We start from the raw sequence: 12,009 nt of genomic DNA, 5'->3' as shown, positions 1-12,009 counted from the left end.
ACTGTAGGCCCCGGCCGAACGACAAGATAAGGCGCTGTCCTGCAATCAGCCGGGATGAAAACAGGGTCAATTTATGGAGCAGGCTATTGACCGGCCGGGTCCGGCGCTTCCTGCCCAGGTGTTGGGCGCGCGAATGGCTGTTTGGCGCCCCTGCCTCGCGCCCCGGCAAAATGACGGCGAACGCTGTACACAATCAGAACCCCCTGCGGACGCTGGCGAACCGCTGAACATCGCCCTGGAGAATTTTTTTGAGTCCCCTGCTGAACTGGAATGACGTCGACCTGGTCGTGTTCGACGTCGATGGAACGCTGTACGACCAGCGGCGCCTGCGCCTGGCCATGCTGCGCACCTTGCTGGCCGCCACCTGGCGCACCCGCAGCCTGGACACGCTGCGCACCTTGCGCACGTTTCGCCAGGTGCGTGAAGCGCTCGGTGACCGGCCCGAAGCCGATTTCATGCGCCTGCAATATGCCCGGACCGCCGCGCAGCAGCGCAAGACCGAGGACGAGGTGCGCGCCCTGACGGGCGAATGGATGGAGCGCCAGCCGCTGCCGCTGCTGGCCGGCTGCCGCTACCCGCATGTGGACGCGCTGTTTGCCGGCCTGCGCGGCGCGGGCAAGCAGGTGGCCGTATTTTCCGACTACCCGGCCATCGACAAGCTGGCGGCCCTTGGCCTGCAGGCCGCGCCGGTGGTCTGCGCCACCGACGCAGGGGTCGCCAGGCTCAAGCCCGACCCGGCAGGCCTGCTGTCCATCCTTCGCCGGACCGGGGTGGATGCGCGGCGCGCCTTGATGATCGGCGACCGCTTCGACCGTGACGGCGTGGCTGCCAGCCGGGCCGGCATGCGCGCGCTGATTCGCGCCGGCAGGCCGCATCCGGACTACGGCACCTTTCGCGCTTATGACGATCCGGTGTTCCAGCCCCTGCTGGCCGGATGCGCCCCCCGAGCCGCCGCGTGACGGCCCGGCGCGCGCCTGTCGTCGGCGTTGGCTACGGCGTCACGGTGTAGTTCAGCGTCATGCGTCCGCCATCGACCACGACGATCTCGCCGGTGATGTAGCTCGCCGCATCGCTGGCCAGGTAAGCCACCGTGTCGGCAATCTCCGACGGCTCGCCCAGGCGCCGCATGGGCGTGCGGCTCATGATGCGGGCCTTGGCCTCCTCGCTGGTCAGCACGGCTTTGGCGGCGAGTTCGGTGGCGATGGTGCCGGGCGCGACGGCATTCACGCGAATGCCCTTGTCGGCCAGCGACAGCGCCATCACCCGCGTCAGCTGGTTGATGCCACCCTTGCTGACGTTGTAGCCGGCAATCGTCGGGATCGCCAGCACGCCATTGACCGAACTCATGTTGACGATGCTGCCCTTGCCCGCCTTCGCCATCTCGCGCGCCACCGCCTGGCCCATCAGAAATGAGCCCTTGAGGTTGACGCGCAGCACGGCGTCGAAATCGGCCTCGGTCATTTCGAGGAAATCGGCGGCCCTGAAAATCCCGGCATTGTTGACCAGCACGTCGATGCGGCCGAGCGCCGCCAGGGTTTGCGCCACCAGCGCATCGACCTGCGCCTTGTCGCCGACATCGCAATGCGCATACACGCCATCCAGTTCCACCGCCAGCGCCGCGCCGCGCGCGTCGTCGATGTCGGCAATCACGACCTGTGCGCCCTCGCGGGCAAAGCGGCGGATGCAGGCTTCGCCGATGCCCTGCGCGCCGCCGGTGACGATGCAGACGCGGCCGGACAGGCCGAAGCTGATTTGTGATGATTTGGTGTTCATGCGCTTATGGTATATGAGTTTTGTGCTATTTAATTCGTAGCATTGTGCGCATGCGTTTCAGACGCTTGGCTGCGGCGCGAGCCGTCGTTGCGGTTTATCCAGCGCGATTCCTGTCGCCTGCGTGAAGGTTTTTCCTGATTTTTCTAAAGTTTTCTGCTTTGCCGGCCGATAGAACGACTGGACAGGCCTTTGATCCGTGGACTGACATCGAGACCCACTGGACGCAGCACGCCTGATCCCGATTTCCAACGAAAAGCCGATATGAACGAAACTGAAAAATACCTCAATACCCACTACCAAAGGGCAGACCGGATCATGCTGCCGGTGTTGTGGGTGCTGTTCGTCATCTCCCTCGGGCTGTCTGCCTGGCACGACACCCTTCGGTGAGCGCTGCTGATTGGCTTGCCCACGGCCATCATTCCCACGGCCCTGGTCTTTGGCTCGCCCGGCTCCTTGATGACACGGTCATCCATTGCGGCCGCATGCATGGTGTTTGCCGGGCTGCATGTGCATCAGGCCGCAGGAATGACCGAGCTGCACTTTGGCATTTTTGTGCTGCTCGCTATTTTGCTGGTCTACCGGGACTGGCGCGTCATCGTGGTGGCGGCAGCCGTCATCGCCGTGCATCACCTGAGCTTCAACTATCTGCAGGAACTGGGGTATGGCGTGATCTGCTTTACCAAGCCAGGGCTTGGCATCGTCATGGGCCATGCGGCTTATGTGGTGGTCGAGGCGGGTGTGCTGGCCTATCTGGCCATTTTGATGCAGCGCGAACTGGTGCAATCGGCTGAACTGGATGTCCGCGTGATGTCACTTTGCGCCGATGAGGCGGGAACCATAGACCTGTCGGCCACCATGGAGCCGCACAGCCAAAGCGCCAGGGACCTGGAACGCGTCCTGAACGCGCTGCGCAAGGCAATGACCGACATCAGCCAGGGTGCGCAGACCATCGCGACGGCGTCCAGCCAGATCGCGGCGGGCAACCAGGACCTGTCCAGCCGCACCGAGGAGCAGGCGAGTTCGCTGGGAAAAACTGCCGCATCGATGGATGCGCTGACCTCGACCGTCAGGCAAAACGCCGACAACGCCCGCCAGGCCAACGAACTGGCGGTGACGGCCTCGGGCGTGGCCGTCAAGGGCGGAAGCGTGGTGGCGCAGGTCGTCGGCACGATGGGCGCGATCAACACCTCGTCGAAAAAGATCGTGGACATCATCGGCGTGATCGACGGCATCGCGTTCCAGACCAACATCCTGGCGCTCAACGCCGCAGTCGAAGCGGCCCGGGCCGGCGAGCAGGGCCGGGGCTTTGCGGTGGTGGCTGCCGAAGTGCGCAACCTGGCCCAGCGCAGCGCGGCGGCGGCCAAGGAGATCAAGGTGCTGATCGACGAATCGGAGAACAAGGTCGGCGAGGGCAGCCGGCAGGTGGCCGAGGCGGGCAAGACGATGGACGAGATCGTGGACAGCGTGCGGCGCGTGACCGACATCATGGCCGAGATCACGGCCGCGAGCCAGGCGCAGGACAGCGGCATCGGCCAGATCAACCAGGCCATCGCGCAGATGCACCAGGTGACGCAGCAAAACGCGGCGCTCGTGGAAGAGGCGGTGGCCGCCGCGCAATCCTTGCAGGAGCAGGCCGGCGGGCTCAGCCAGGTGGTCAGCGTGTTCCGGCTGGATGCGGCGCAGCCGTTCAGCCCGGCGGCACGAACCGCCTGCGCCAGCACGGCGTCGATCCCCGGGCAGGCGCAGGGGAGGGGAAAGCGCTTCAAGGATGCCCCTCGGGACGCGGCCTGCTCTCAGATCGCCATGTAGCGGCCGGGCCGGTGGTTGATGGTGAGCGTCATGTTCAGCACCACCGCGCCGAGCACCGACAGCGCGACCCGCTCGCCGTCGGCCACCATCAGCGCGCCCAGCACGATCAGCGCGTCCATGGCCATCTGCACCTTGCCGGCGCGCCAGCCCAGGCGTTCCTGCAGGTAGAGCACCAGCACATTGAGCCCGCCCAGGCTGGCGCGGTGGCGAAACAGCATCAGCATGCCGGTGCCGCACAGCAGCCCGCCCAGCACTGCCGCCAGCGGAGGCGACAACAAGTCAAAACGCAGGCCGTGCGGCAGGAAATGCACGAACAGCGACAGCAGGCCGACCGCCGCGAAGGTCTTGGCGGCAAAGGCCTTGCCCATGCGTTTCCAGGCAAACACATAAAAAGGCAGGTTGATGACGAAAAACGCCAGGCTGAAACTCACGCCCGTGGCGTAGTGGATCAAAAAGGCGATGCCCGCCGTGCCGCCCGTGAGCAGCCCGGCGGTGCCGAACATCACCACGCCCAGCGCCACGAACAGCGTGCCGATGACCAACGCCTGGAGGTCCTCGTACCAGCGGTGGCGCGTGACAGACTCCGGGTCCGCGCCCGTGCCTGTCGCCGTGTCAGCGGCGGCGCTCATGGTGTCGCCCGGGTCATGCTCATGCCGCCTGCGCCGCCGGTTCGAGGGTTTTGCTGTCCGAGCAGCTGGCGCCGCCGCAGCCGTGGATGAGGCTGGCGGGCAGGGCGACCGTGCCGGTCAGCGGGTCGAAGCCGACGCTGCGCAAGTGCAGTGCCAGTGCCGCGTCCATGCTCTGGGCATGCTGGGGAAACCAGATGGCGAGTTCGCGCGCCATCTGGCGGACGGCGCCCAGGTCGCCCGCCTCGGCCAGGGCGATGCCTTCGCGCATCACCTGCAGCACCACCTTGTGCTGCACGCTGTGGCAGTTGGTGGAGGAAAAGCGCGTGTCCTGCATCCATCGGTCCTCGCGTCCGAAGTGGTCATCGGTATGGTCCACCAGCGTGCGCCAGTGGGCCAGCAGCGTGTCGTCGCCGGCGGTTTCGACCACCGCCAGCAGATCGACGAATTCACGGTGCGTGTCGTCCATGGCGGGCAGGTCAAGCACCAGCGCGTCGGACCATTGAAGTGGGGGCATGGAAGGAAAGCTCCTGTTTTGGCAAAGCCGCGAGCTTAATGAATCGCGCGTCGTCATGGACTGATCCAGGTCATGAAGCGGCCATGTCGCCAGATTTCCGCTGGCGCCGGCCTGCATGATGCTATTTTTTTGATAGCTGGTGACGCTGGCTGTCAGTGCGCAAAAGACCTATTTCTTATAAATTTCTTCCTGAAAAGAAAATCGCCCGGCAACCAGAGAAGGTTGCCGGGCGATACGTGCCGGGCGGCGTTTGACTTCCTGTGAATCAGCCCGCCGCCAAAGTCAGCTTAGCGGCCGGTAAACGAGCCGGGGCCGCCTGGACGGCGAGGCCCGCTGTTGCGTCCGCCCGCGCCGCCGCCGCCGGTGCGCGGACCGCCACGGAAGTTGTTGCGGTTGCCGGTAGGCTGGCCCGACGACGGGAAGCCCGAAGAAGCATGGCTGGCCGGTTGCTGGCTGTCGAAGTCGTTGCGCGACTCATGGTCGCGCTGCTGGCGCGGTGCCGGGGCATGGGCGCTTCGTGGCTGGCTGAAAGACGGCTGGCTGCCTTGCGGATAGCCGGCGTTCTGGCGCGGCTGGGCCGGTCCACGGCGGTCGGCATTGCCGCCACCGTTGCCGCCGAAGCCGCCGCCATTGCCGCCACGGCCAGCGCCTGCGCTGTTGCCGGCAGGGGCGCGGGGGCCGCGGCCACCGGCGCCGGCATTGCCGCCACGCGCAGGCTGGGCGCCCTTGGTGTCGCGGATGCGCGTCATCATCTCGCTGCGAGCAGCCTTGGCGGCGGCCTGCATCACGTCGCGGCTAGGCGGCTTGCCCAGGCCGCCCCAGATGGTCTGACGGCCCATGGCCAGCGGCTCGGCGCGTTCGCCGGGCTCGGCTTCAAAGCCGGGAACGATCACGTTCTCGATGTTCTGCTTGGTGAAGCGCTCGATGTCCTGCATGAAGCCTTCCTCGTCCAGGCACACCAGGCTGACGGCTTCGCCGCTGTTGCCGGCGCGGCCGGTGCGGCCGATGCGGTGGACATAGTCTTCGCTGACATTCGGGATTTCGTAGTTCACGACATGCGGCAACTCGTCGATGTCAATGCCGCGTGCGGCAATGTCAGTCGCCACCAGCGCGCGGATGTCGCCGTTCTTGAAGCCCTGCAGCGCCTGCGTGCGCGCCGTCTGGCTCTTGTTGCCGTGCAGCGCCATGGCCGGAATGCCGGCCTTGGTCAGGTGCTCGGCGACGTTGTTGGCGCCGAACTTGGTGCGCGTGAACACCAGCACCTGGCTCCAGTTGTGCTCGTTGATGATGTGCGTGAGCAGTGCCTTTTTCTTGCTGCGGCCGACCGGGTGGATGGTCTGCGTGATGCGCTGCACCGTGGTGTTGCGCGGCGTGACCTGGATCGACAGCGGATTGCGCAGCAGGCCGTTGGCCAGTTCGCGGATTTCATCGCTGAACGTGGCCGAAAACAGCAGCGTCTGCTTCTGCTTGGGCACCAGCGCCAGCACCTTCTTGATGTCGTGGATGAAGCCCATGTCCAGCATGCGGTCGGCTTCGTCAAGGATCAGGATCTGCACCTGGCTCAGGTCCAGCGTGCCCTGGCTCGCATGGTCCAGCAGGCGGCCGGGGGTGGCTACCAGGATATCGACGCCACGGCGCAGTTTTTCGATCTGCGCGCCCATGCCGACACCGCCGAACATCACCATCGAGGTGAGGTCCAGGTATTTGCCGTAGGTGCGAACGCTTTCCTCGACCTGAGCCGCGAGTTCGCGCGTCGGGGTCATGATCAGGGCACGCACCGCGTTGACGCCTCGCCGGTTGGTCAGGCGCGGCTCGGACGAAAGGCGCTGCAGCAGCGGCAGGGTGAAGGCCGCAGTCTTGCCGGTGCCGGTCTGGGCGCCGCCCAGCAGGTCGCTGCCGGCCAGCACGGCCGGAATGGCCTGTGCCTGGATCGGCGTGGGCGTGTCGTAGCCCTGCTCAAGCACGGCCTTCAGGATGGCCGGGGCCAGGTTCAATTCTTCAAATTTCATGGAATGTGCGCCACTGGGGCGCTAGTCTTGATCGGCCTGTTGGGCGCCTTGGTTTGAAGGCAACCCGCCAGTCATAGGCAGATGGGGTCAAGGAGCCGGGCTGAAAAACATCGCAGCTGGGTTGCTAAACCTGTCCCTGGATGTGCCCGAATGTTGAAGGCAACTGGAGCCCTCCAACCTCGGTATTGTTGCACGGAACGATAATCAACGGATAAAGGCCTGAATTTCGCCTCTAATGGCGCACTCAGGCATGCCGCCCGGCCCGCACAATTCGGCATTCATTTGCCAACAGGCGGGCCTGCAATTTATCCTTAGCTATTTTTATTTACCAAAGTGATCTGATGGCCCAGTACGTATTCACCATGAACAAGGTCGGCAAAATCGTGCCGCCCAAACGACAGATTCTCAAGGACGTTTCCCTGAGCTTTTTCCCGGGCGCCAAGATCGGCGTGCTGGGCGTGAACGGCTCCGGCAAATCGACCCTGCTCAAGATCATGGCCGGGCTGGACAAGGAAATCGAAGGCGAAGCCACGCCGATGCCGGGCCTGAACATCGGCTACCTGCCGCAGGAGCCCAAGCTCGACCCCGAGCACACGGTGCGCGAAAGCGTCGAGGCCAGCATGGGCGCGGTGTTCACCGCCAAGGCCCAACTGGAAGCGGTGTATGTCGCCTACGGCGAGCCCGATGCCGATTTCGATGCGCTGGCGACCGAGCAGGCCAGGCTGGAAGCCATCATCGCCACCGCCGGCACCGACTCCGAGCACCAGCTTGAAATCGCCGCCGACGCGCTGCGACTGCCGCCCTGGGACGCCAAGATCGGCCTGCTTTCGGGTGGCGAAAAGCGCCGCGTCGCGCTGTGCAGCATGCTGCTGTCCAAGCCCGACATGCTGCTGCTCGACGAACCGACCAATCACCTGGACGCCGAATCGGTGGACTGGCTGGAGCAGTTTTTGCAGCGCTACCCCGGCACCGTGGTGGCGATTACCCACGACCGCTACTTCCTCGACAACGCCGCCGAATGGATTCTGGAACTGGACCGGGGCCACGGCATTCCGTGGAAGGGCAACTACAGCACCTGGCTGAGCCAGAAGGGCGAACGCCTCGCGCAAGAGCAAAAGGGCGAGGAAGCCCGTGCCAAGGCCCTGAAGAAGGAACTCGAATGGTCGCGCCAGAACCCGAAGGCGCGCCAGGCCAAGAGCAAGTCGCGCCTGGCCCGGTTCGAGGAACTGTCCGATTTTGAATACCAGAAGCGCGTCGAGACCAACGAAATCTTCATCCCCGTGGCAGAGCGCCTGGGCAGCCAGGTGATTGAATTCCACAACGTCACCAAGTCGTTTGGCGACCGGGTGCTGATCGACAACCTGAGCTTCACCGTTCCGGCCGGCGCGATTGTCGGCATCATCGGCCCGAACGGCGCCGGTAAATCGACGCTGTTCAAGCTGATCGCCGGCAAGGAAAAGCCCGACAGCGGCGAGGTCGTGATCGGTTCGACCGTGCGCATGGCCTTCGTGGACCAGCACCGCGATGACCTGGCGAACGAAAAAACCGTATGGGAAGACGTGTCGGGCGGCCTGGACATCCTCAATGTCGGCAAGTTCCAGATGCCCAGCCGCGCCTATTGCGGCCGCTTCAACTTCAACGGCGGCGACCAGCAAAAGCGTGTCGGCACGCTGTCGGGCGGCGAGCGCGGACGCCTGCACCTGGCCAAGACCCTGATTGCCGGTGGCAACGTGCTGATGCTCGACGAGCCGTCGAACGACCTGGACGTCGAAACCCTGCGAGCGCTCGAAGACGCGTTGCTCGAATTCGCCGGCTCCATCATGGTCATCAGCCATGACCGCTGGTTCCTGGACCGCATCGCCACCCACATCCTGGCCGCCGAGGGCGACAGCCAGTGGACCTTCTTTGATGGCAACTACCAGGAATACGAAGCCGACAAGAAGCGCCGGCTGGGCGAGGAGGGCGCCAAGCCCAAGCGCATGCGGTTCAAGGATATCAAGTAATGCCCCCACGCTTGTCGCTTCGCGTACTGCGCTGCCCCCCGAGGGGGCCGCTGCGCCTGCGGCCTGGCAAAGCCAGTTCCGCGGCCCTGACTGGAAGGGAGCGGTGCCGACGACCATCAGTGCTTGTGGTTCCTTGCCCCCCTGGGTGCGTTGGCCTTGCTGGGCGCGGTACGGCGCTGCGGCCGGTCATCATCACCGGAGTCAGCGCATGACCGACGACGAAGTCCTGAACCAGACCCGCCACTGGCTTGAAAAAGCCGTGATCGGCCTGAACCTTTGCCCGTTCGCCAAGGCGGTGTATGTCAAGAACCAGGTTCGCCTGGTCGTGAGCCAGGCGCGCCATGCCGACGACCTGCTGGAAGAACTCGACCGCGAGCTGGACCTGCTGGTCAATACGCCCGCCGGGGAAATCGACACGACGCTGCTGATCCATCCGACGCTGTTCGACGATTTTCTGGATTTCAACGATTTCATGGAGATTGCCGAAGGCGTGCTCGACGAGCATGGACTCGAAGGCGTGGTGCAACTGGCCAGTTTTCATCCGAGGTTCCAGTTCGACGGCACCGAGCTTGATGACATCGGCAACTACACCAACCGCGCGCCGTTTGCGACGATCCATTTGCTCCGCGAGGAAAGCATAGAGCGGGCGGTGCAGTCATTTCCCCATGCCGAAGCGATTTATGAAGAAAATATCCGGACGCTTGAAAAGCTGGGACCTGCTGGCTGGCAGGCCCTGGGCTTGAAGTCCTGAGTCCAACCATGCCGGGTAGAAAAGGCCGTGGCCTGATGCCCTCAAATTTCTTTTGCAAAATTTTGCCGGAAGTGAGGTAGCCGACGCTATGACCCACCCAACACAAGCCCCAAGTGCAGCCTATCAGGCATGTATTGACGAAGTCCTCAGGCAGTGCCCCTTCTTGATTGACCGCTGGGCCGCCAAGCTTGTAGTTGCAATGCATGAGCGTTCCCTGAGCGTTGCCGATTCCTGGGAACGGCGCCAGCTTCAGGACGCCATCACGGTTCTCAACAAAAACCGCTTGGGCATCGAGCAAGGCTTTCCCCAAAGACTGAAAATCGCCATGGCTGCGGACGGCGTCACCAAGAGCGCCAGCAAAAAGCCGGTCCAATCCGGACGCTTGCTGTCATTGGTGAGCTTTGACGACCTCGAACTGATGGGCGACAGCCAGGTCCAGCAAGCCGTGGAGAACGCGCGCCTGCAGCAGCGTGTGAGACTGGGCTGCGAGGCCGGGCTGTCCAGTTTTTCGGCGCGGCTGAGCACGGCGCAGGGTTTTCTGGTGGTCAAGCCCGACAGCAACCCCCTGCGCCCGGAAATCATGTCCATGGCGTTGCTCGAATTGCTTCAGTCGCTCCCGGCGTCAGTCCAGACACGGGCCTACTGGCTGCTCGACGGCGCCTGGATCATGGGCGAGGAACTCCAGTCGCTGTATGTGTTCCTCAATGATTTCCTTGCCGGCCAGGGAATTGCGCCGGCGGCCTACGGTGTCATTGGCGTTCCCCAGGGAAGGGCGTCAAGCGCGGGGTCGTCAGAAAAAGCAGAAGACGCACCGCCTGCCCCGTCGTTTTCCGGACAGGCCGATGTTGCCGAGAGCCAGCCTGCGCAAGAAAATGCCTCAGCGCCTGTGGGGCGCAAGCCCTTGCTCACGCTCGATCACCTGCACCACCTGCTGGTCGGTGACTATGACGATTCCGACCATGAGCCGACTTCCTTTTCCGAGTTCGGCGCTGAAGAACTTTCGCAGCAGGATTTTTCTCATACGGTGCCTGCCGCGCTCGATGCACTGACCGAGCTTGAAGAGAAGGGCCTGGTTTCCGCCAGGATGAAATTGACCCGGCCGCCGCCCCCGGCGCCGGTGGCCAACCTGCGGGCCCGGCTCAAGACCGATGCCAAGACGCTGGGCCAGTCATTGGCCATTGAAGTGGTCGGACTGATGATCGAGCAGGTGGCCAGCGATGAGCGGCTCTTGGCACCGGTCCGGCAGATGATTGCGAACGCGGAACCGGCTTTTTTGCGGCTGGCGGTGACGGACCCCCGGTTTTTCAGTGACAAAAGCCATCCAGCCCGAAGGCTGCTGGACGCCATCACCCGCGCCAGCCTGGGATATGCCAACGAAAACGCCGCCGGTTTTCCGGAATTTTTGCAACATCTTCGCGAACTTGCTGTCCTGCTCGCAGACGAGAGCGTCAGCGATTCCGAGGATTTCGCCAGATTGCTTCACAATTTCGAAAGCAGGCAAGGCCGCAACACTCCTGAAAATAGAAAAGCGCAGCGCCTCGCGGTCCAGGCGCTGCTTCAGGCGGAACAACGTAACCTGATGGCCGTCAAGATCGCCGCCGAAATCAGGGCCCGCCCCGATTTCATCGGCGACAACCGGATCATCACGGCGTTTCTCACCGGTCCCTGGGCGCAGGTCCTGGCCCAGGAGCGGCTGGCCCCGCTTGGAAAAACTTCCGGCAGCAGCCCTTCGGCGTACAGCCTGGCGCTGGACAGCGTCCTCTGGAGCCTGAATGTCGAGCAGGCGACGAGGCACCGCAGACGACTCCTCAAGTTGATCCCGGGCCTGATCGATTCGCTCAGGCAGGGACTGTCGTCGATTGATTTTCCGGCCGAGCAGTCGCAGCCGTTTTTCAATGAACTCATGCTGGTCCACCGTGCGGCGCTCAAGGCGGTGCCCGACCTGCCAGCGCAGTCGGCAGAGGGCAGCCATTCGCTGGGCAAGATGTTCTTCGAAAATTCCGATCCGGTGCCGCTGTGGCTGGCGCCGTCCGAGGTCCAGCACTCCGGCTTCATGGATGACCCGGACGAGCCAACCCAGCCGTGGCCTGCCGCCAGCCTGCTGGAGCCTGAAGGCAGCGGGCTTCACGCCAGGGCTGAACTGAAGGGGAAGATAGAGCTTGAACTGGGCGACTGGGTTGACCTGCTTGTGGACATGCAGTGGCTGCGCGCGGAACTGACATGGGTCAGCCCCCTGGGCACCCTGTTCATGTTCACCAGCCAGGGAGGGCGCAAGCATTCGATGACCTCCCGCGTGCTGCGCAACCTGCTCGCGCTGGACCTGGTCAAGGTCGTCAGCCAGCAGGGCGTGGTCGAGGGCGCGCTGGACAGCGTTGCCCGCACCGCCATGCAAAACAGCGTGCAGGACAAGGGCCGCTCGTAACGCATTCGCTTGATGCTGAAAATAACCATTTCAGCATCAAATAGGCCTCTTGCGCACGTTTGGCGTGTGCAAGCAGCTATTAATTCAGTAGCAAAAAGC

Annotated in this window: 10 protein-coding genes; 6 read left to right on the top strand and 4 right to left on the bottom strand. The window is 63.9% G+C overall.

Annotation, left to right across the window (positions count from 1 at the left end):
- Window positions 1–248: 248 nt before the first annotated feature.
- On the top strand, window positions 249–959 hold the full coding sequence (locus tag EC86_RS0109645) for an HAD family hydrolase (protein WP_029525438.1): 711 nt from the start codon (window positions 249–251) through the stop codon (window positions 957–959).
- 31 nt (window positions 960–990) lie between these two features.
- Here the strand turns inward: EC86_RS0109645 and EC86_RS0109640 are convergent, their stop codons facing one another.
- Window positions 991–1,773: an SDR family NAD(P)-dependent oxidoreductase gene (locus EC86_RS0109640; RefSeq protein WP_029525437.1), complete on the bottom strand. Its 783-nt coding sequence runs from the start codon at window positions 1,771–1,773 to the stop codon at window positions 991–993.
- A 261-nt stretch (window positions 1,774–2,034) separates the two neighbouring features.
- On the opposite strand from EC86_RS0109640, the gene EC86_RS30375 reads away from it, so the two are divergent.
- Together EC86_RS30375 and EC86_RS30370 are read left to right on the top strand one after the other, a co-directional pair.
- Window positions 2,035–2,160: a hypothetical protein gene (locus EC86_RS30375; protein WP_269635699.1), complete on the top strand. Its 126-nt coding sequence runs from the start codon at window positions 2,035–2,037 to the stop codon at window positions 2,158–2,160.
- Between the two features lie 15 nt (window positions 2,161–2,175).
- A complete protein-coding gene (locus tag EC86_RS30370; protein ID WP_269635698.1) occupies window positions 2,176–3,582 on the top strand; it encodes a methyl-accepting chemotaxis protein in 1,407 nt (468 codons plus the stop codon).
- Here the strand turns inward: EC86_RS30370 and EC86_RS0109625 are convergent.
- The 3 genes from EC86_RS0109625 to EC86_RS0109615 all read right to left on the bottom strand — a co-directional run bounded on the left by EC86_RS0109625 (window position 3,567) and on the right by EC86_RS0109615 (window position 6,734).
- On the bottom strand, window positions 3,567–4,211 hold the full coding sequence (locus EC86_RS0109625; RefSeq protein WP_029525435.1) for a YitT family protein: 645 nt from the start codon (window positions 4,209–4,211) through the stop codon (window positions 3,567–3,569). The two genes, EC86_RS30370 and EC86_RS0109625, sit on opposite strands and share 16 nt — an antisense overlap.
- Window positions 4,212–4,230: 19 nt before the next feature.
- The gene (locus EC86_RS0109620) at window positions 4,231–4,725 is read right to left on the bottom strand and encodes a hemerythrin domain-containing protein (protein WP_029525434.1); all 495 of its coding nucleotides are present in this window, start codon (window positions 4,723–4,725) and stop codon (window positions 4,231–4,233) included.
- Window positions 4,726–5,012: 287 nt separating this feature from the next.
- Window positions 5,013–6,734, bottom strand: a complete 1,722-nt coding sequence (locus EC86_RS0109615; RefSeq protein ID WP_029525433.1) for a DEAD/DEAH box helicase — start codon at window positions 6,732–6,734, stop codon at window positions 5,013–5,015.
- Between the two features lie 341 nt (window positions 6,735–7,075).
- On the opposite strand from EC86_RS0109615, the gene ettA reads away from it, so the two are divergent.
- From ettA to EC86_RS0109600, 3 genes are all read left to right on the top strand, one after another.
- On the top strand, window positions 7,076–8,737 hold the full coding sequence (gene ettA / locus EC86_RS0109610) for an energy-dependent translational throttle protein EttA (protein ID WP_029525432.1): 1,662 nt from the start codon (window positions 7,076–7,078) through the stop codon (window positions 8,735–8,737).
- Between the two features lie 208 nt (window positions 8,738–8,945).
- On the top strand, window positions 8,946–9,488 hold the full coding sequence (locus EC86_RS0109605; protein ID WP_029525431.1) for a DUF1415 domain-containing protein: 543 nt from the start codon (window positions 8,946–8,948) through the stop codon (window positions 9,486–9,488).
- Window positions 9,489–9,576: 88 nt separating this feature from the next.
- Window positions 9,577–11,910 (top strand): DUF1631 family protein, encoded by a 2,334-nt coding sequence (locus tag EC86_RS0109600; RefSeq protein ID WP_084181259.1) that lies wholly within the window; start codon window positions 9,577–9,579, stop codon window positions 11,908–11,910.
- The last annotated feature ends 99 nt before the right edge of the window (window positions 11,911–12,009 follow it).

The sequence above is a fragment of the Polaromonas glacialis genome, assembly GCF_000709345.1.
GTDB lineage: Bacteria > Pseudomonadota > Gammaproteobacteria > Burkholderiales > Burkholderiaceae_C > Polaromonas > Polaromonas glacialis.
This window is presented reverse-complemented; position numbering and strand designations above follow the sequence as displayed.